Consider the following 20,379-nt stretch of genomic DNA (forward strand, 5'->3'; position numbering starts at 1 on the left):
TGTTAAGAAAGAAGTGCCAACACACAGCGTTCAACCACCGTAGACTAAGTCCTGCATTACAAAGTAACCTGGTTTTGGTTACGCGTAATGCAGGCTTAGGCATAGGAGGTTGCTGGGAGGAGCACGTTAAAGAAGAAGTACCGACACACAGTACCTAATTAATCAATTTCTTTTTCCAATTATGCCAAAACGTGGAGGTTAAAAGCAGGCACAGCAGCAACAAAGATAGCAGTGAAATCAGCAAACTGCCTCTTAATCCAGGAACACGATAGTGGAGAACAATGTGGTGATTACCTTGAGGAACTTCGAGCCCAGTAAGTGTTTTAAGGGCTTTTTTTGTTCCAACAGGATGACCATCAACTGTTGCTGACCAGCCCTGATCGTATGGTAAAGATAACATTACTGGACCACCATTAAAACTTTTAGTAGTTTTAAATGAGATCGTTGTTCCTTGTTGTTGAATTGCTTTGAGCCCACTATTTGCGACTACTTTTTTTCTAAGAGCAGTAAATGCCGTTTGATTTTCGACAGCTACAAAAGGTGTCTGCGTGAATTGTGCAGCAATATTTCCTCCAGTTAAGCTGATCTTTATCGGCGTATTTTGGGAAAAGCGGCCTAAAGAAATTACACCATTTTCTCCAAACAGACTGCCACCAAAAGCAGTTGTAATGAATTTTCCATTGCAGTAAATTTTTACCTGAGTAGGTGGATTCATTTCTTGGGCTGACGGAACGTATAGATAAAGATTTCCAGCAGAATTTGTGTTCAACTGTAGGTCAAGCTGATTGGGGGTTGTAGCTCGTGTAATTTGTTGTGTTTGATAAAGATCTTTACTAGAACCAAGCGCTTTAAAAACTTGGTTCTGGAACGCAAAAGGATTGTTCATTGTACTGTAGTGAAAGTCAAATGCAAAGGCTGCAGCCGTTGTTTTGAACGCTAATGGGAAAGCCAATTTATTTTGGTAAACGGTAAAAGCATTTTGTTTGAAGAGAACATCGTTTAAAAAGAGTGGTCGCAAAGGGTTAGTCGCTGTCAGACTTTTAGAAGCTTTAATGTCGGTTTGAAAATTCTGATTGTTGTTTGCGACGACATACTTAATCCCCAAGAAACTATCCATCGCTAAAGTTGAGCCGTTATTATATGAGCTCCAGCGCAGCCAACTGTGTTTTTGAAAATAACCTGCTGCTGATAAGAAGTTGGTCAATCGAGTTGGCTGTTGTGATAGGTAGTTTTGCATGCCACGATAATTGAATTCTAACGGATCATTCGGATTTAGCTGGTAAGTTGTAGCTACTCTGAAAAATCCATGATCTAATGAATTGAGTTTGTTGAAAACCGGCGTGCTTTGTGCGACAACTCTTGAAAAAGCAGGATAGTTCGCCGCTTTTTTAGCGAGGCTTAGCGAAAGCTTGGTGTTGGCAGCATAAATATCGTAGCTCACTAATAAAAGAAGCAGGAGTGGAACTAAACGCGACAACTTTCTCCGTTTGAAAAAGAGCTCTAATAAGAAGACGTCTAAAAGTAAGAAGATTAGGGTCAATAAGATAATATTGCCATTAAAATATCCAGTAAAATATGAACTAAAGAACAAAATTCCGGTCAGCACCCAGAAAGATTTGCGCAACGGATGACTATTGCCTTCAAATTTTTGGAGTTTGAGGGCGCGATAGGCAATACAGACCAGCACAAAAACTACCACAAAACTTTCACGCTGAAAATAACCGTTCGGCATTGTGAAACCGTGCCAAAACATGTAGAAAGTACTTAACCAAGTTGAGATGAAGATAAAGAGCAGGAAAATACCGGTAATATTTTTTTCAATGGAACCGATTTTTTTAGTAAAGAAGAAGGCAATTACCAGCAATGGTACAAGTAAGCTGGAATAAATGAGTGGCGCACTACCAACACTTGTTCCTGGGAAAAGCGCGGCAAGCACGTCAAGTGACTTATAGATAGGAGTATAGTCATATTTAACGGGGGCTTGCGAAACGTGCTGTTGTGCAAGCCAGCTCGGGATAAAGACAACTAAAGAAGATAACAGCGAAAGCAAGGTATAGCCAAAGACACGCACACTAGTTAGAAAAACTGACTTAAGTGCTTTTTTTTCAAGCAGGAATGCCTGTGCGATCCATAAGAGCGTCACGAGAATTAAAAAGAGAACCGTGATAATGCCCATGTAATAATTGGTTAATAATAAAAGAACGAGAAAAGGCCAGTAAAGGTGCGGTCGATTACAATTGAGCAGACGATCCAGACCAAGTAATACAAGTGGGAACAGGCTAATTGCGTTGAACCACATTACGCAGTTTGCATAAGTTAAAAAGAAGTTGGTCAAAGCAAAAGAGGTGCTCAACGCAATGGTGATAAATTGCTGGGTACCGTTATTTTTAAATGAATCTGCAGACTGCCGATTGAGCCAAATTGATTTTGTTAAAAATAGATACATCGTCAGGCCCATCATCCCAATATTAAAAATCATGTTTAAGGTAAAAAACGCAAGGATGTCTTTTTGGGGAAATAAGAGCGATATCAAGTTAAGTGGTGAAGAAAGGTAATATGTAAACACAGCAAAAAAATTTCCTCCCAGCGAAAGCTGAAATGAATATAATAAATTTTCTGGATGAAAGATGTTGTTTCTAAAGTACGTCAAAGTGGCTGCATATTGGTTGATGAGGTCTTCGTTGGCAACAGAGCGGCTGCCAAAAGGAAAAATTTGACCATTTGAGTAAAGTAGTAGTAATAACAACATCGGCACACAAAAAGCGACTAATGGGAAAAAAGTCTTATTTTTAAAGAATTTCATTGCCTAGTTCCTTTCATTTATTAAGAAAAAGAGCGCTGGCAGCCAGACAGCAGCCCAAGTTCTAAGATCAGCTAAAATGTGATCTTGAAGAGTTTTCTCCTGATTTTTAGCATATATTTTAAACTATATACACTTATCAAGTATACTTCAAGTAGTGGATAACTCAATGAGTGAGTTTGCATGTTAATTGTTCTTTTAGAAGGCAAGCTCGGTAAATGTCCTTTACAGAAGTTTGACACAATTTTTACTATGTTGAAACCTTAAATTTTCTTTTTTCTGTAGAATTAAAGGTAAGCCAGTTCTTATGAAGAGAGGAAGAAAATTTTGAAGTTTACTAAAGAAGAGAAAAGTTGGATTCTGTATGATTGTGCTAACTCCGCATATTCATTAATTATTGTAACTGCAATCTTACCCGTCTATTTTAAGTTTGTTGCGGGAAATGCAGGAGTTTCAGCCCATGACACGACAGCCTATTGGGGCTATGTGAGTTCTTTTTCAACCCTGATTGTTTCGTTACTCGCCCCTTTTTTAGGCGCCTTGGGTGATTATTTAGGCAATAAGAAACGTTTTTTTCGGTATTCACTATTCATTGGTTTGCTGATGACAGCTGCTTTATTTTTCGTACCCACAAATCAATGGCAGTGGTTACTAGTTATTTATACGTTCTCACATATAGGTTATCAGGCCGCTAATCTATTTTATGACGCTTTTATCACTGATGTGACACGTAATGAACGCAATGATTTAGTCTCATCTTATGGTTTTGGCATTGGGTACATCGGCAGTGCGTCACTTTTTGTAGTTGCAATGTTGTTGATTACAACTTCAACTTTTGGGTTGACGTCTGCGCCCCAGGCTATCAGAATTGTATTTATGCTTACTACACTTTGGTGGTTTCTGTTTTCGCTACCAATGCTGCGTAATGTAGAACAACACTACGGTTTGCCTCACCCAAAATCCGCTTTAAAAGAAAGCTGCCAAAGAATGTTGGCAACCTTGCGGAAAATTCGCCATTACAAACAAGTTTTGGGGTTTATGCTCGCTTATTTCTTTTTTATTGATGGGGTGGATACGATCATTACGATGGCAACCGCGTTCGGAGTTGACATGGGCGTGAGCACGAGTACACTGTTGGTGGTTTTACTAGTTTTGAATATTGTTGCTTTTCCGTGTACTTTAATCTATGGAAGATTGGCACAGCGTTACGGGACTCGCATCATGTTGCTAATCGCAATTACTGTTTATCTTTTCATCTGTGTATATGCATTGTTCATGAAAACGGTTCTTGACTTTTGGATTTTAGGAATCTTAGTGGGTTCTTCACAAGGAGGAATTCAAGCATTAAGCAGGTCTTATTTTGCGCGAATCATTCCCAAAAAACAGGCTAACGAATTTTTTGGCTTTTATAATATTTTCGGTAAGTTTTCAGCTGTTTTAGGTCCAGTCTTGTTTTCGGTAACTACACAACTGACTGGGCGGTCACAGATGGGAATTGCAAGTTTAGCAGTGCTCTTTCTTTTAGGCGGTTTCTTTATGTTTCGTTTGCGCGAAGTTCCTGTAGCCGTTTCTGAAAAAGAGTAGGGGAAAAGGCGTTAGAAATCGCTGATACCCAAGGATGTGGCAACTACTTTTTGGAAGGGAGATTAGAAAATGGCGGATTATATTAAGATGATCAGAGGCTTGGTCGGGCATACGCCAATTATCTTAAATACAGCAGCCGGCGTAGTCCTCAATGCTGAACATGAAGTGTTGTTGAATTTACGAGCAGATACCCATAATTGGAGTTTGCCTGGTGGTTTTCTTGAATATGGTGAAACATATGCGCAGGCGTGCGTACGCGAAGTTAAAGAAGATAGTGGGTTGGAAGTTGAGGTAGTGAGGTTATTAGCAACTTTTGATGAGGGGACAGTCGCGTATCCGAATGGCGATGTTGCACAGACAATTACACAGTTATTTTTAACCAAGCCTGTAGGTGGAAACTTGTTAGAGACTAAAACCAACGAAACACTTGCACTTGAGTATTTTCCTTTCTCGCAGTTACCACCGTTACTTAATAAACAGACGGAAGAAATGCTTAAATTTGCCGAAAAAAATGCTTAGAATTACGAATTGAGATTTCAGAAAGAAACGTGGCAATTTTAGCTGACATACTCTGTTATGATACAATCTTTTTAAATTCTTAACTTTTTTTATAAAAATTAATAATATTTAGAATGTAAAATGACATGTGGCTCTACAAATAACACGATTCCGAGGGTGTTTTGATGCAAAATGTTGGTATACGAAAGAAAAGTTCCAAAAGCACGTATGTATTGGCGGCCTTAATTCCGCCCTTATTGGTCATCTTAGTTTGGGCGACTAAAGGTATCTTTCCTTTTGGTAACAATAATCTTTTGGTCAGTGATCTAGGGACCCAATATGTTCCATTTTTGACAGAAATGCGTAGGCAACTGCTTAGTGGGCAGTTAAGCATTTATAGTTTTTCTTTAGGATTAGGAGATAATTTTTTCCCAGTGGCTGCTTACTATCTGATCAGTCCTTTCAATTTAGTTAGTCTTTTGTTTCGACCAGAACAGATGCCAGTGGCAGTTGAACTCATTATTTTACTTAAGATTAGTGCAATGGGACTAACTTTTACATATTACTTAAGAAATGCTTGGCAGCAGACCCGGCAAACTTGGCTTTTCGCAGTTGTGTATGCATTAAATGGTTTTGTAGCCATGAATTTTTACAATATTATGTGGCTTGATGCACTTGTGTGGCTTCCATTGGTTGCACTTGGAATGAAAAACATGGTAACACATGGTAAACGCCGCTTGTTTTTATTTAGTTTGACAGTCACAATTTTCTGCAATTATTATTTAGGCTACATGACAGTGTTATTTACAGGGTGTTACCTCTGTTACTTATTATGGCGTAAAGAACGCACTTGGGCTGCAAGTTATCAAGTTATTAAAACTTATCTCAAAACAATGGTGCAGATTGTCTTATTGGCGTGCTGTCTATTATTGCCTACCTTTTTGGGAATGCAAAAGACAGATAAGACAGGAATCAAGGCTAGTTGGTTCTTGCCGACACCAGAATTTGGAGTCAGTTTTTTTAAACAAATGGGAATTTCAGGCAGTTCATACTTACAGCGCTTGGATCATGCTCCCAGTGTCTTTGTGGGAAGTTTAGTGGTGATTCTTGCAGTTCTTTATTTTTTTGAACGTACACGAGATAAGCGGGAGAAAATTGCGGCTTTTCTTCTAGCTGGTTTCTTTTTTCTCTCACTTTGGCTGCGTCCTTTGAATACCATTTGGCATTTAATGAATCGCCCAGCCGGCTTTCCATACCGCAATGCCATTTTTTTAATTTTTTTCACCATTACCTTAGCAGCACGACAGTGGCAAGTCCATAAAAAATTTGATAAGGCAAGCACCAGCCTAGTTGCCGGAGTTTTTGCGAGCTTACTAGTCTTAGATATTTTACTTACGCGGACAGATATCTTTTGGATTGTACTTTCGTTAGTTGGGATTGCAATTGTCACAGTTTCTTTAATATGTTTGACAGAGAAATGGCGCAAGTTAGTGCTGTTATTGCTAACTCCATGTGCTCTAGCCGCTAATCTTTATGGCAGTATGGCAGGAATGGATTTTGGAAATCAAGTTAATTATGAAAAAGAATACTATGCAGCTGAAAAAGCTGTTACCATTACTGACCAAAAAGAAATCCCAAGTTACCGGATAGTGGGTCAAGGAAGCTTTTTCAAACAGGCCTACAAAGAAGAATACAATGGGTACAATGATGGGCTATTGCTGGGATATGAAGGCTTGACACTTTATAGTTCTACGTTGAACAAACAAACGCGCCACTTTTTTACTAGTATGGGGTATTATAGTAAAAATGTGCGCCGAATTAGTGCTGTCGGTGGGACAACTTTCTCAGATTCATTACTAAATGTTCGCTATTATTTAAAGGCAACTAACAATGGAATGCGAACAGAAAAAAACAACAATGCCCTTGGAAATGGACTTTTAACAACTGCAGCGGCACAAAAAATAGTCTATCAAAGTCATAATGCTTTCGACAATCAGGAAAAAGTTTGGCACACGCTACTGCCAAGTTCCAAGCAACTTTTTCAAAAAACGAAGATCCTTGCTGTTAAGCAGCTGAAGGGGAAAGACTACCTTGTAAAACTGAGCACCCCGGCTGCAGGAACCCTTTATTATGCTCAGAAGTATTACGACGAAAATGGACATGAGCAGCAGCAACTCAAAAAATTAAGAAAAGTTGGAAACTCTCAGGTCTATGAATTTCGCTTAGGAGCGTCTTCGCAAAATGAACTGACCGCTAATCACTTGCGGGTCTTAAACCAACACACTTATTCGCAAGGAATAACGGTTCTTCAAAAAAGAAAACTTCTATTAGAACATAGATCCGGCAGTTCACGTTTGAGGGGTCACATTCAAACAGAGGGTAACCGTAGTACAGTCGTCTTTAATATTCCCTTTGATACAGGCTGGAGTATCACAAGTAATGGGAAGAAATTAAAGACTAAACAGGCTCTAGGCTCATTTCTAGCGGTAAACTTGCCTCAAGGAGCGGCTAAAATAACTTTACGTTATGTTGCACCAGGAAGTCTAGTTGGCTTTTTGATTACAATAGTTGGAATTAGCTGGTTAGGGTTGGATTGGTTTTTGGCGCGAAAAAAAGAGATTAAGCGTAACTAAAACTCTGCACCAAAGTAATTGAAGCTTGCTTTGGGTGCGAGAGTTTTTTTCTTGACTTTGGGAAGCGTTTACATATAATTAAGAGTGTAAGGAGAATATAACTCCACCATAGTTGAACAGCCACCTGTAGTGTGGAAGGAAGATTTAAGAAAACAATCGGAGTTATAGTACTCCTTAAAGGCTGGCATGTTTGGAAATCCAACTGTTACACCTTGACAACGTTTTTCGTCAAGTATTTCCACAGAGTTAAAAACCAGCAACACACTGTCAGCCGCAAGCGGGACTGGGTCAAGATTTACATTTGATCCAGTCCTTTAGTTTTACTTTAGAGTTAAGCAGAGTACTTTTCAAAAGTTAATTCTTAGGTTACGTTTTTCTTTTTATGCGGACATGACTAGAGACAGTTAGTCACTATTCTGCTATAATTTTTAGAGTGGAGGGTGACAAAACGTGGTACATTCAAACTCGTTAAATGCAGTCCCTTCACTTTAGGTGTTTTATAAGCCGCCTATTATTATTTACGACGCGGATAGAAGTTGTCGTTCACTGATTTTTGAGCGCTCATTATTCAAAAGAAAGGGGTGCCTTTCGCATGTCTTCAGCACAGAATGTCTTCTTAGTCGTATCTGTTGTAGCACTGTTAAGTATGGGGGTTATGCTCCTAGGACTTTCCTGGGGATTGTCTTTTCAAGCAGTGTTGGTTGGCAGCGTGGCGTGCTTTAGTGTGGCATGTCTCACAACGATAGCGGCTTTAATACTTGGAGTTGCAAAAATAATAAAAAGGGTTTAGTAAAAAGTATTAAATCTCTAATTGGGGAACTAAGGGACTGTGACAAAAGTAAAATTTTGTCACAGCCCCTCTTTTATTCTGGATAAACGTGTTCCATAAGTCAAAATTCTCCGTTTAACTTCGAATTAGCACTCAAATTTTTCCAACTTATGTCACACTCTCTTAGTTTTATTTAATAAGCTATAATTTAATCGTCACTAGCCGTAATCCGCAGAACTTGCGAATTATTAATAAGCTAGCTAGTCCGAAAAGCGATTTGCGGAGGAGTTCACAGAATCTTTGATTTCTTTGAGACAGGCAATTATTTGTTCATTTTGAGCAACTAGGATCCAATTTTGTTCAACAAGTGCACGCAGGAATTCGATTTTGATCTCGTTACTTTTGTCGTTAAAATCAACGTGGGTATTTTCTCGCAAGAGCCCGTGTCTTTGAAGTCCACCTAAAATGGCTTCAATCTGTGCAGAAGTTTCTTCACTAACCTCATCAAGTCCACGGTCTGCAAGGATACCCTGGATTTTATTATTGTTGAATATCCCCATTGTCCTTCTCCTTTCAATCAGTCCCTGAGCCACATCCTTTCAGTATTATTGTATCATTTAAGGAACATCTGCTGAGAGTAAAATGCTTCAAGTACAGTAAAAGTGGCTAATCAGTGTACTTTGTTAAATTTAATTAAAGCGCTATCATTATGCTTGCCAAAAGAAATAGATTGTGTAATATTTAAATTAACGTATGTTTGTTATTGAGCAAGCCACCCAGCCATCTTTAAAATGGAGGAGTTCATTATGAAAAAAGTTGCCGTAGTAGGTTGTACGCACGCAGGAACGTATGTTGTAAAGGAGATCTTGAAAGAACATCCAGATACCCAGGTCAGAGTGTTTGAACGTAATGAGGAAATTTCCTTTCTTTCCTGTGGCATCGCTCTTTATCTAGGAGGGCAGATTACTGATCCAGCTGGTTTGTTCTATTCAAACCCACAGGAATTACGCGCGCTAGGAGCAGAAATTTTTACGCAGCATGATGTTACGGCTATCGATACCGCTAAGCATACATTACAGGTCAAGAATCTTCAAAACAATGAGGTCTGGGAAGAAGAATACGACAAAATTGTAATGACTACTGGTTCATGGCCTGTAATTCCACCTATCCGTGGAATTGAGAGCTCAAAGGTAGTTCTTTGCAAAAATTGGGAACATGCGCAGGAATTATTCAAAAGAGCTCCACAAGCTGAGAGAATCGCTGTGATTGGAGCGGGCTATATCGGGGTAGAACTTGCAGAAGCGTATAACTTAAAAGGGCATGCTGTCACCTTAGTAGATGCCCAAGAGCGGATTATGCCCAAGTATTTTGATGAACCATTCACGACCAAAGTAGAACAAATCTTTCTTGAACGCGGAATTGAGCTTGCATTAGGACAAAATGTCATCGAATTTAAAGAGCAAAACGGTGAGTTGTTGCTCAAAACTGATCAAAATGAATTTGCAGTTGACTTAGCGATTTTGTGTATTGGTTTTAAACCGAATACAGCATTACTTGCAGGTCAGGTAGCAATGCTTCCGAATGGCGCGATCATTACTAATGAATATCAGCAAAGCTCTGACCCAGCCGTTTTTGCTGCGGGTGACAGTGCTGCAATTCATTTCAACCCAACAGGTAAACCTGCCTATATCCCACTTGCAACGAATGCGATTCGACAAGGAAGACTAGTAGGGCAGAATTTGTTTGCACCTCGAATTCGCAGTTTGGGAACACAAGCGACATCGGGACTAGCTCTTTTTGGAACCGCACTTTGCTCTACAGGATTAACTGTCGCCGCTGCTAAAGAACAAGGAATTGAAGTGGCTCAAGTATTTTTGGAAGATAATTATCGACCAGAATTTATGCCGACTACTGAGAAAATTCTGATGTCGTTAGTTTATGATCCACAGACTTTGCGGATTCTAGGCGGCTCCTTTTTAAGCAAACATGACATTTCTCAGGCTGCCAATTTGCTGTCAGTTTGTATCCAAAATCAAAATACAATCGCAGACTTAGCTCAGGTAGACATGCTTTTTCAACCACATTTCGATAAACCATTTAATTACCTTAACTTGTTGGGGCAAGCTGCACTTGCACATGAGCAGGACAGGCTGCTGCAATAAAAAAGTGGTAAACAGCGAGTTTCTTTGTAAAGAGGGCTCTGAAAATTTGAGTTGGAGCTAATCTTTAAATAACGAAAAATTTAGCTGAAAGCCATTTACTACTCCAAACAGCAAACATTCTGTATACTAAAGTTACGAACTTTTGTATCATAATTTGGTGTTTGGGGGTTTTTTTATGGATAAAGAAAGCAGATGGATTCGCTTTCTAGGCGGTCGTAATCTGGTTTTTACATTACTGGTACTTGGTATGCTTGGAGCAGTAATTTTTTTATATAGCAAAGTTGATTTTATTTTTAAACCATTAACAATGACATTAACTATTATTTTACCACCGGTTATTTTTGGACTTATTTTGTTTTATTTAATCAATCCATTGGTTGTCAGACTTGAGCGTTTTTTGAAGAGAACTTGGATCATTACTGTAATCTATTTATTAATCTTAGGATTACTGGTTTTTGGCGGCATTGAGTTAATAATTGCTGCCAGAACACAGACGCTTGATCTTGTACGTCATTTGCCGCAAATCATGCGCGGCTTTCAACGTAATGTTGATCATCTGACAGCAACATTACCATATACGAAAGAACTAGAGCAAATGCTATCAGATGTTGATCTTTCCGGCATGAAAATTAGTAGTTTTGCACAAAAATATTTTCAAAGTGGTGTTCATGGTTTTAGTGGTGTTTTTTCAGCCCTCTCGACAATGTTGTTGACAATTGTGGTTGGTCCAATTATTGCTTTTTTCCTGTTAAGAGACAAAGAAAAGTTCTTTACTTCAGTTCGACGGTTAGTTCCGCCTGTTTTCCGGCGTGACTTTACGGAATTCGGTAAAATTGTGGATCAGCAAATTGGAGGATACCTTAAAGGACAAATTATTGCTTCAGCGATTCTAGGATTGTTATACTGGCCAAGTTTTTTATTGATCGGTTTGCATTACTCAGGTGTATTGGCACTTGCCGCAGGAATCTTAAGTATCGTGCCCTACGTAGGATCTTTTGCAGCTTTTTTACCAGGATTGATTATTGCGTTTCAAGGGTCACTTTGGCTAGCCGTTAAATTTACATTAGTGTGGTTTATTATTCAGTTTCTGCATGGTCAATTGGTGGTTCCACGCATTATGGGAGACAATCTGCAGTTGCATATGATTACCGTCTTGTTGGTCTTATTGGTGATGGGAGATCTATTAGGATTAGTCGGAGTTGTTTTTGGGATTCCTATTTATTGCTTTATCAAAGCTTTTTCAATCTATCTCTTCCGGCACTTTAAGCAAAGATACAATCGTTTCTATGGTGGTAAGGGAAGATATGAAGAAACAGAATTTTCTAAAGAAGAGTATCTAAAAAAATAAGGTTTAAAAGCAGTGATCTTGGAGCTTTTAAAACTTCCTGCGGTTGCTTAGGCAAACATTATCGACTCTGCGATGTACGTGATTTTGTGTTAGTACGCAAACTTTAGCAACTTAGCACACACTTTTTTTAGGTTTGCATTTTTAGAAGGACTGTGGAATAATCGTGTAAGGCATTAGCAAAATAAAGGATGGCAGAGATCATCCATTTTGGAGGAATCGGATAATGGAACAGTCAAAAAACTCGGCACAAGGTCGGTTTAGTAGTGAACAAAAGTGGGTCATCGCATCAACTTCAGCTGGTTTTTCACTTGAAAATATGGATATTATGTTTTTATCCTTTGCGCTTGCACCAATTATTGCAAGTTTGCATCTTTCAAGTGCAGCAGCCGGGATGATTGGTTCAATTACCAATCTAGGGATGTTGGTCGGTGGCGCACTTTTTGGTATTTTAGGAGATCGTTTTGGGCGTGTGCGGACATTTTCATATACGATCTTTATTTTTGCTTTTGCAACCGGGATGATGTATTTTGCGGATAACCTGACCCAGATCTATCTCCTGCGATTTTTTGCAGGGATTGGAGCTGGTGGTGAGTATGGTGTTGGAATTGCGTTGATTGCCGAAAGCTTTGAACAACGCCATGTGGGCCGAATGACATCGGTTGCCGCCATTGGAGGGCAGTTGGGCGCAATCATTGCTGCTTTGGCAGCGGCCTACGTAATTCCACAATATGGTTGGAACACACTTTTCCTTTTAGGGGTTGTACCTGTGTTACTGACTTATTTCGTACGGCGCCACTTACATGAAAGTGAAGATTTTGTTGCAGCTCACAAGGCTGTGGCTGCAAAAAAAGAGAAAGTTTCACTCAAGCATTTATTTGCAACACCAAAGATTGCACTGCAGACAGCAAGTTTAATGGTCATGACAATTGTCCAAATTGCAGGTTACTTTGGTCTAATGAACTGGTTGCCCGTAATCGTGCAGCAAAAACAAGGTCTCAGTGTTTCAGGGTCTTCATTGTGGATGATCGCCACTATTATTGGAATGTGTTTGGGAATGGTCGTTTTTGGAAGCTTATTTGATCGTTTTGGACCACGACTTGCCTTTGGTATTTTCCTCCCCGCATCTGCCTGTGTGACTTTTGCGTTGGTGCTTGCGCAGTCTACCTTTCAATTAGTGCTGATCGGGGCAGTTGTTGGCTTCTTTTCAAATGGAATGTTTGGCGGCTATGGAGCAGTCATCAGCTTACTATATCCGACTGAAATCAGATCAACTGCGAATAATATTATTATGAACGTTGGACGTGCAGTCGGTGGATTTTCATCAGTTGTCATCGGTATTTTAATGGATCACTTTTCATTGTTTGTTACGATGGGCTTTTTAGCAATTCTTTACTTAATAAGCTTCGGTGTGATGCTGACTTTACCAGGTCTGATTAAACTTAGGCAAGCGACTCGGCTTAACAGCTAAAAAGTATTATAAGTCAAATTAAGAAATTAGAGTAATTCCTGAATTCTCAATCACCTTTTTTGTGACTGAGCTACACTTAGGACCGCTTCTGATTAGGCGGTAAGTTGGAGTGCTGTTCAAGTTAGGTTGTTGGGAATTTTTAGTCGATGTCCAAAGTGGTAAAAGAGTTTATTTTCGAGGAGGTGCGTGAGATAAGATGATTAAACCCAGACGTTTGAAAAAAGGAGACAAAGTTGCAATCGTAAGTCTTTCTAGCGGAATTTTAGGTGAAAAATTTGTCCGGCATGAACTCAATCTGGGCCTGCAGCGTTTACAGGCTCTGGGATTAGAACCGGTAATCATGCCCCATGCTTTAAAAGGCTTGACCTATTTGAAAGAACATCCAGCAAAACGCGCTGCAGATCTTAAGTCGGCATTTTTGGACGATACTATCGCTGGAATAATTTGCGCGATCGGTGGAGATGATACATACAGGCTCTTACCTTTTTTATTAGAAGATCAGGAATTTATACATGCGGTCAGGGAAAAGCCCAAGTTTTTTACGGGTTTTTCTGATTCAACGGTTAACCATTTGCTTTTTTATCAACTCGGAATGGTGAGCTTCTACGGGCCTAATTTGCTGAATGATCTTGCGGAATTAGATGTGGCAATGCTGCCATATACCGCACGAATCTTTAGGTCATTTTTTGAAAATCCGGCTACAAGAAAAATTGTCTCCAGTCCCATCTGGTATGAAGAACGCACTGATTTTTCACCTGCAGCAATTGGAACACCACGAAAAGAGCATCTTGAAGAAGCAGGTTATCTGGTATTACGTGGGCATGGGATTGTTACTGGTCAGCTATTAGGAGGATGCCTTGACAGCTTTTATGATCTGTTGCAGGTTGGGCGTTATCCTGATGAAGTTCAGGTTGCAACAAAATTCAAAATTTTTCCGCAAGCAGCTGAATGGCAGGACAAATTATTATTCATTGAAACGAGTGAAGAGTGTCCCGAACCGCAGCTTTTTAGAAAAATGTTGTGTGCATTGAAAGCTCAAGGTATTTTTGCAAAGCTTAAAGGTATTTTACTAGGAAAACCTCAAAATGAGCGTTTTTTTAGAGAGTATAAAACGATCCTGCTCGAAGTGACACAGGAATTTGGACTGCCGCTGATGGTTAATTTGAATTTTGGCCACGCGTATCCCCGCATGGCACTGCCATATGGTTTGCAGGCACGGCTTGATTTAAACCAGGGAACTTTAACTATTATGGAAAGTTTTTTTACAGACTTTGAAGAAAAGCAAAATTAATTAGTGCAAACTTGATTTTTATTGCTATAATCAAAACAGATAAAGTTTACGGGGGAAGACGGAGTGGGAATTGATACAAGTGTAATAAATGCGGTGCAACAGGCTAATACCAACCAGACGACTACGAGTGAACAACAGGGAGCACAGTATTTTGCGCAAGTGCTAGCCGAAAAACTTGGAACAACGACGACAGCACAAAACGCGACTAAAACACTTTCAGTTGTGCAAGGAGATACTGTATCTGAACTTGCTGAAAAGTATGGTTCATCGACGGCTGCGATTGTCCAAGCTAATCAGTTGCAGAATCCTGATCTTATTTTAGTGGGACAACAGCTGATGGTTCCCTTAAAGCAAACCGGGTCTGCGGGAACGACAGCTATTACGAAGACGACTGCAGTTAATGACGCAACTACTCCCGCAACTTCAACTGCACAAGCAGCAGCTGCATATACTACCAATGCGACGACAACGACCACAGCGGCGGAAAGCTCAAATGAGGCTCAAGCACGTGCCTATATTGTGCAACATGAATCTGGTGGTGACTATAGCGCACGTAATGGCAAATATATTGGCAAATACCAATTAGATCAAAGTTATCTAAAGGGCGACTTTTCAGCTGCTAACCAAGAAAAAGTTGCTAATGAATACGTTGCAAGTAGGTATGGTTCTTGGGAAAAAGCAATGCAGCACTGGAAGGCTAATAATTGGTATTAATTAGCGGAATAGCTGGGATTGTTGGTTTAGTTCAGGTAAGCTGTTTTCAAATCCATATTAATACCAGATTTAGAGAGTGTGACATAAGTCGGTAAAATTTGAGTACTAACTCGAAATTACGAACATAGCGGGTACTTTGCTATGAGTAATTGGAAAGTCAGACGGAAGATTTTGACTTATGGAACACGTTTATCCGGAATAAAGTAGGGGCTGTGACAAAATGTAACTTTTGTCACAGCCCCTTTTCTATTTTGTATAAACGAGTTACCTAATTCAAAAATTGCCATCTTGCCAAATTGAGCATTATTTCACAGAATTGAAGCGAAGCTGTCTATAATAAACTCAAAGTGATAGTTAATGTTAGTTGAGAACGCAAACAGCAAATTAAATGCAGGAGGAAAGCAAATGGCTTATAAAGTAGAAACAGAATTACGCAAGATTGGTGCACAAGTCAAAGTTCAGGTACGCGAGCATACTTTTTTGGCGGACGAACCGCTTAGTCTCAAAGGAACTGATGCAGGGCCAAATCCAGTTGAATATTTGTTAAGTGCTTTGGGAGGGTGCCTTTCTATAACAGCCGCCGATATTAACAGCCGTCATCCCGAAATTGGCTTAGAAAAATTTGAGACTGAAATCAAAGGGAGAGTACGCCGTTTTTCTGATAAGACCTCAAAGCTTGACCAGATCAGTATTAAGTTCAATGTTGTTTCACAATTGGATGAAAAGCAGCAGCATGCATTTATTAAATCCGTGATCAAGTACTGCACAGTGCATGCTTCACTTGATAAAGAAATCAAAATTAATTATCTTGATGGTGACAAGCAGTAAGGGAGGACGCTTTTAAGATGACACCACTTGAACAGTTGCGGCAAAGCTGGGCTCAGACTGCCCAAAAAGATCAAGAACGGATTTTTGAACAGGAGAAACCCAAAGGTGCCTTCGCCGAGACGGGCTACTCTTATATTGCGCATGGCAGTACGTTGCAGACCTTGAATCTTTATTTTCCGCAAAAAAGCGAGAGCTTGAAGCCATTACCCACTATTATTGATATTCATGGCGGTGGCTGGATGTATGGCAATCGGCGTCTCAATGAGAATTACTGCCGCTTTCTAGCTGCGCAAGGCTATGCGGTAATGGCGATGAGTTATCGTTTATTTCCTGAAGTCGGTTTAAAACAAATGATGGCAGACATCTTTGCAAGTCTGCACTGGCTTGAACATTTTGGACCGCAAAAGGATTGTAATCTTAACAAGGTTTATCTAGTGGGAGACTCTGCGGGAGCACATCTTGCAGGACTGGCGGCTTGTCTGCAAGCCAGCACAAAACTACAACGGATTTTTGCGCTGACACCCGTGAACTTTGAATTTACAAAAATTGCATTAATTAATGGGGTGATGGAACCAACGCGTCTTGCTGAAGGAAAGGGGTTAATGAGCAAAACTGCGGATCTGCAACTTGAACTTTTTGAAAAGCAAGCTCCAGAAATTGCGCCTTTTATTGATTTTTCAAAAGCCTGCAGCGGTTTGAAACTTCCTCCAATTTTAGTGATTGGAGGTGAAAATGATAGTTTCTGGTGGCAGACTGAGTTATTGATCGCTACTTTAAATGAAACTGGGGCCCCTTATCAAACCAAGTTATGGACGCAAGAGGATGGGCCACATCTTGGACATGTTTTCAATGTTGCACATTGGGAGTGGAGTGAAAGTCGAACAACAAATCTAGCCATGTTAAGGTTCTTTGCAACTGAGGAGGCTAATCAAACATAATTGCATTACTGGATTTTTAAATTGCATTATACAAACAATTCTTTTAGTGTTGTTACAGCGGTGCGCAAGTTATACAGTTGCTAGTTTGTTAGAGATGCAATTGACAGTTTGGGGACTGTCCATATAAAATGAATAGGGTTGAGGGGCTGGGCCAAAAATTAAATTTTAGCCTGGCTTCTTTACTTGTTCCGGATAAACGTGTTCCATAAGTCAAAAATTTCTGTCTAACCTTGGATTACTCATAGCAAATTACTTGATATATTCGTAATTTATTGTTAGTGCTCAAATTTTAGCGATTTATGTCACACTCTCTTTTTATTTGGATTTTATCCAAAGATCACGTTTAGCTGTCTAAGGGAGGGATAGGAATGATCGAGATCAAACCAATCGATATTGGCTCATTTAAGACTTGGTTGAATGTTAAGGAAGCACAACCAGCAGATGCTGCAATTTTGCAGTCTAAGTATGGTCTGACACAGGATGTCATGGATTATGCAATGGATATTGATGAACCTTCAAATTATGATTATGATAAAAAATCAAAATCGCAATTATTTATTTACCATCTGCCTTATAGTACGCAACAAGGGTATTTGACAATTCCGGCTGTAATTTTGTTAAAAGGGAGTCTTTTGATTACCTTGACACATTCCACAAATGCTAAAGTCGAAAGTATTTTTCAGAAAGATATTGTTGAAAAAGAATACGCAAACGTAAATTTAACAGTGTTAAAGTTACTCAAACATCTGAGCGATGCCTTTTCTTTACCAACTCATGAAATCAGACGCCGCAGAAAAGAATTAAATGATCTTTTGAGCAGTCGTGCTGAAAATAAGCATTTGATTGGTTTGGCCAACCTAAGAAAAAGTTTAATTTATTTTACCAGCTCTACTCATAATAATTATGTGATGCTGCAGAATTTAAAAAACAAGTACTTTGGCAGAACATTTCATGAAAATGAGGACGAATTTTTGGTTGATGCTCAAATTGAAGCTAATCAGGTGCAACAGTTAGTTGAAATGGAAGCTGAAATTGTGACTCAGCTGATTGCGACGTTCGATACAATCCTCAGCAATAACCTGAACAGTATCATGAAGATTTTGACGATTTGGTCGGTAGTCTTGGCGATTCCAACAATTATTACTGGTTTTTACGGGATGAATGTTGATTTGCCATTGATGCACCTGCGCTTAGCATGGGTTGTGATTGTTGGCATTACACTTTTTTTGATTGGATGGGTTGTTGTGTTGCTGTATCGTCATCGAATTATTTAAGAAGTTAATGCTGGACTTTTTCCGCGAGGGTTAAAAAATGAGTTATAATTAAAACGTGTTATTGCAATATAAACATATTTTTTATTACGACAAGAGGAGCGATTTCAGTGAAAATTGTGTTAGCAAGCGATCATGCAGGTGTAGCTTTAAAAAAAGAGGTAAGTGCATTATTAACCTCAATGGGGCATGAAGTTGACGATTTAGGTCCTTTTACGAGCGATTCTGTTGATTTGTCCGATTATGTTTATCCGGCAGCTTTAAAAGTTGCACAAAATAAAGACACCCGCGGAATCTTTATCGACGGTGTTGGCTATGGGAGTGCAATGATCGCCAATCGGATTTATGGGATTGACGCGGTGGTCTGCCAAGATCCTTTTTGTGCTAAACTAGCACGGCAGCATAATGACAGTAATGTTTTGTGTTTAGGTGGTAAAATTATCGGACCCGCGATTGCTTTAGAGATTGTCAGGGTTTGGATGACAACTGATTTTTTGGCACAAGAAAAATATATTCGGCGAGTTGAAAAGGTTAAACAAATTACGGCAAAACATCTTAAAAAATTGGATGAACTTGCTTAGATCTGGCTTAAATTTTGATTCAAAAATTAGCGCAACATTAAAATGATAGTTGAGGTTTGCACACTATCTTAAATTCAGATACTAAAAATGATTTCCAATAGTTCTCTTTCTTTTTGTCGGAGTCTTAAGTGTAATTTTCATGAATTCGCCCTATACTTGTAGTTAATGGCGATGGTGAAAATAATCTTTTGCTGAATGGCGTTAAAGTCAGGGAACTTTTTGGTTAGTTTGAGAATTTTCAGAAACAGCAATTTTTGCTAAGAATTATAAGTTTTGCAGAAAAGTCGGAGGCGTAAAAATGGAGAAGGAGAGAACGTTAATTTTAATCAAACCTGATGGAGTTGCACAAAGGCACATCGGTGAAATTTTGACACGCATTGAACGCAAGGGTTACCAGATTATCGCCTTAAAAGTGACCACCGCAACGCAAGAAAAATTACGCGCACACTACGCCCAAAAGGTTGATAAACCATATTTCAAAGATATCTGTGCTTACATGATGGAAGGCCCCCTCGTAGCAGTAGTTGCCGAAGGAATTAATATAATTGCGGCTTTTCACCGAATGGCAGGTGCAACAGAACCGCTGGCGGCTGCTCCAGGCACAATTCGTGCAGATTTTGGGTGCGAGTGGGCTGACGGTAATCTAAGAAATGTGGTCCACAGTTCAGATGAAGCTCAAAGCGCAGCTCAAGAAATAAAGATTTGGTTTCCAGAACTGACAGAAAAATAAAAATCAGGTAAAATCAGTTTAAAAAGATGAAGAAGGTGCGTTGCAATGTCAAAGCAAGGGTTCTCAGAATTTGAAAAACAGGCGATGAAGGAACGTGCACAGGAATTGCGTCGTGATGCAAGTCAGAAAAAGAATCCGTTGGCGGACCTGCTGGAAAAGATTGCTGCGATGCCAGAAGATGAGGCATATTTGGCTGCTCAGTTACATGAGCTTGTACAGCAAAATGCACCCCAGTTGCAGCCTAAAACATGGTATGGTATGCCGGCCTATGCTAATCAGGAAGGAAAAGTTGTCCTCTTTTTTCAACCAGCAACCAAATTTAAAGCGCGTTACAGCACGCTAGGCTTTAATGATAGTGCGTTACTTGATATGGGGAAAATGTGGCCTACAGCATATGCCCTGTGTTCTTGGGATGCAGATATTGCACGGCAGGTGGCAGTGTTAATTCGCAAGGCAGTTACGGAAAAAGCGTAGTGCCTAAAATACACCGATTAGACTAATTAAACTAGTAATCTAAATGAATTAGTAGTTGCAGCCAGACTGATTTCAACCTCTTTTTAAACTTTTTTACTTGGAAGTTAAAGAATATTAAATAAGGTCTATCTAACGTTATCGTGCGGCTACAAGTTAAGCCAAAACCAGTTTGGTCCGTGCGCTAACATTTAAGGTGAGCGAACTAAAGATCGAAATTCTTTAATTCGAAGCTTGCAACAAGACTAAAAGCTTAAGCCAAAACAGCAACTTGGCTTAAGTTTTTTTTATTT

Annotated in this window: 16 protein-coding genes; 14 read left to right on the forward strand and 2 right to left on the reverse strand. The window is 39.5% G+C overall.

Annotated features, from left to right (window positions below):
• Nucleotides 1-154: 154 nt before the first annotated feature.
• Nucleotides 155-2,803, reverse strand: a complete 2,649-nt coding sequence (locus tag FD50_RS05550; protein ID WP_056960732.1) for a YfhO family protein — start codon at nt 2,801-2,803, stop codon at nt 155-157.
• 324 nt (nt 2,804-3,127) lie between these two features.
• On the opposite strand from FD50_RS05550, the gene FD50_RS05555 reads away from it, so the two are divergent.
• The 3 genes from FD50_RS05555 (at nt 3,128) to FD50_RS05565 (ending at nt 7,515) form a co-directional block, all read left to right on the forward strand.
• Nucleotides 3,128-4,384 carry an MFS transporter gene (locus FD50_RS05555; protein WP_201780644.1) on the forward strand — a complete coding sequence of 419 codons (1,257 nt, stop codon included), beginning with the start codon at nt 3,128-3,130 and terminating at the stop codon, nt 4,382-4,384.
• A 69-nt stretch (nt 4,385-4,453) separates the two neighbouring features.
• Nucleotides 4,454-4,903, forward strand: a complete 450-nt coding sequence (locus FD50_RS05560) for an NUDIX hydrolase (protein WP_054757103.1) — start codon at nt 4,454-4,456, stop codon at nt 4,901-4,903.
• Nucleotides 4,904-5,067: 164 nt separating this feature from the next.
• On the forward strand, nt 5,068-7,515 hold the full coding sequence (locus tag FD50_RS05565) for a YfhO family protein (RefSeq protein WP_056960734.1): 2,448 nt from the start codon (nt 5,068-5,070) through the stop codon (nt 7,513-7,515).
• A 1,029-nt stretch (nt 7,516-8,544) separates the two neighbouring features.
• Here FD50_RS05565 and FD50_RS05575 read toward each other — a convergent pair.
• Nucleotides 8,545-8,844 (reverse strand): hypothetical protein, encoded by a 300-nt coding sequence (locus tag FD50_RS05575; RefSeq protein ID WP_056960736.1) that lies wholly within the window; start codon nt 8,842-8,844, stop codon nt 8,545-8,547.
• A 246-nt stretch (nt 8,845-9,090) separates the two neighbouring features.
• On the opposite strand from FD50_RS05575, the gene FD50_RS05580 reads away from it, so the two are divergent.
• From FD50_RS05580 to FD50_RS05630, 11 genes are all read left to right on the forward strand, one after another.
• Nucleotides 9,091-10,446, forward strand: a complete 1,356-nt coding sequence (locus FD50_RS05580; RefSeq protein WP_056960737.1) for an FAD-dependent oxidoreductase — start codon at nt 9,091-9,093, stop codon at nt 10,444-10,446.
• A 175-nt stretch (nt 10,447-10,621) separates the two neighbouring features.
• Nucleotides 10,622-11,794, forward strand: coding sequence for an AI-2E family transporter (locus FD50_RS05585; protein ID WP_056960738.1), 1,173 nt, complete (start codon nt 10,622-10,624; stop codon nt 11,792-11,794).
• Nucleotides 11,795-12,017: 223 nt separating this feature from the next.
• Nucleotides 12,018-13,262, forward strand: coding sequence for an MFS transporter (locus FD50_RS05590; RefSeq protein ID WP_056960739.1), 1,245 nt, complete (start codon nt 12,018-12,020; stop codon nt 13,260-13,262).
• A 196-nt stretch (nt 13,263-13,458) separates the two neighbouring features.
• On the forward strand, nt 13,459-14,553 hold the full coding sequence (locus FD50_RS05595; RefSeq protein ID WP_056960740.1) for a S66 family peptidase: 1,095 nt from the start codon (nt 13,459-13,461) through the stop codon (nt 14,551-14,553).
• Nucleotides 14,554-14,616: 63 nt separating this feature from the next.
• Nucleotides 14,617-15,267, forward strand: a complete 651-nt coding sequence (apf, locus tag FD50_RS05600; protein WP_235803443.1) for an aggregation-promoting factor — start codon at nt 14,617-14,619, stop codon at nt 15,265-15,267.
• A gap of 405 nt (nt 15,268-15,672) precedes the next feature.
• The gene (locus FD50_RS05605; RefSeq protein WP_054757114.1) at nt 15,673-16,095 is read left to right on the forward strand and encodes an OsmC family protein; all 423 of its coding nucleotides are present in this window, start codon (nt 15,673-15,675) and stop codon (nt 16,093-16,095) included.
• 17 nt (nt 16,096-16,112) lie between these two features.
• Entirely contained in the window at nt 16,113-17,033 is a 921-nt protein-coding gene (locus FD50_RS05610; RefSeq protein ID WP_056960741.1) for an alpha/beta hydrolase, read from the forward strand.
• Nucleotides 17,034-17,401: 368 nt separating this feature from the next.
• Nucleotides 17,402-18,307: a magnesium transporter CorA family protein gene (locus FD50_RS05615; RefSeq protein WP_054757116.1), complete on the forward strand. Its 906-nt coding sequence runs from the start codon at nt 17,402-17,404 to the stop codon at nt 18,305-18,307.
• A 107-nt stretch (nt 18,308-18,414) separates the two neighbouring features.
• Nucleotides 18,415-18,885 carry an RpiB/LacA/LacB family sugar-phosphate isomerase gene (locus FD50_RS05620; protein ID WP_054757118.1) on the forward strand — a complete coding sequence of 157 codons (471 nt, stop codon included), beginning with the start codon at nt 18,415-18,417 and terminating at the stop codon, nt 18,883-18,885.
• A 298-nt stretch (nt 18,886-19,183) separates the two neighbouring features.
• Entirely contained in the window at nt 19,184-19,615 is a 432-nt protein-coding gene (gene ndk / locus FD50_RS05625; protein WP_056960742.1) for a nucleoside-diphosphate kinase, read from the forward strand.
• A 45-nt stretch (nt 19,616-19,660) separates the two neighbouring features.
• Nucleotides 19,661-20,089: an iron chaperone gene (locus FD50_RS05630; protein WP_056960743.1), complete on the forward strand. Its 429-nt coding sequence runs from the start codon at nt 19,661-19,663 to the stop codon at nt 20,087-20,089.
• Nucleotides 20,090-20,379: the final 290 nt, after the last annotated feature.

It is taken from the genome of Liquorilactobacillus satsumensis DSM 16230 = JCM 12392 (genome assembly GCF_001435195.1).
GTDB classification, from domain to species: domain Bacteria; phylum Bacillota; class Bacilli; order Lactobacillales; family Lactobacillaceae; genus Liquorilactobacillus; species Liquorilactobacillus satsumensis.

Coding starts and splice junctions, on each gene's coding strand:
- FD50_RS05550 (WP_056960732.1), bottom strand. CDS start 2,803: ATGAAATTCTTTAAAAATAAGACTTTTTTCCCATTAGTCGCTTTTTGT.
- ndk (WP_056960742.1), top strand. CDS start 19,184: ATGGAGAAGGAGAGAACGTTAATTTTAATCAAACCTGATGGAGTTGCA.
- FD50_RS05585 (WP_056960738.1), top strand. CDS start 10,622: ATGGATAAAGAAAGCAGATGGATTCGCTTTCTAGGCGGTCGTAATCTG.
- FD50_RS05590 (WP_056960739.1), top strand. CDS start 12,018: ATGGAACAGTCAAAAAACTCGGCACAAGGTCGGTTTAGTAGTGAACAA.
- FD50_RS05560 (WP_054757103.1), top strand. CDS start 4,454: ATGGCGGATTATATTAAGATGATCAGAGGCTTGGTCGGGCATACGCCA.
- FD50_RS05630 (WP_056960743.1), top strand. CDS start 19,661: ATGTCAAAGCAAGGGTTCTCAGAATTTGAAAAACAGGCGATGAAGGAA.
- FD50_RS05595 (WP_056960740.1), top strand. CDS start 13,459: ATGATTAAACCCAGACGTTTGAAAAAAGGAGACAAAGTTGCAATCGTA.
- FD50_RS05610 (WP_056960741.1), top strand. CDS start 16,113: ATGACACCACTTGAACAGTTGCGGCAAAGCTGGGCTCAGACTGCCCAA.
- FD50_RS05580 (WP_056960737.1), top strand. CDS start 9,091: ATGAAAAAAGTTGCCGTAGTAGGTTGTACGCACGCAGGAACGTATGTT.
- FD50_RS05605 (WP_054757114.1), top strand. CDS start 15,673: ATGGCTTATAAAGTAGAAACAGAATTACGCAAGATTGGTGCACAAGTC.
- FD50_RS05575 (WP_056960736.1), bottom strand. CDS start 8,844: ATGGGGATATTCAACAATAATAAAATCCAGGGTATCCTTGCAGACCGT.
- FD50_RS05615 (WP_054757116.1), top strand. CDS start 17,402: ATGATCGAGATCAAACCAATCGATATTGGCTCATTTAAGACTTGGTTG.
- FD50_RS05565 (WP_056960734.1), top strand. CDS start 5,068: ATGCAAAATGTTGGTATACGAAAGAAAAGTTCCAAAAGCACGTATGTA.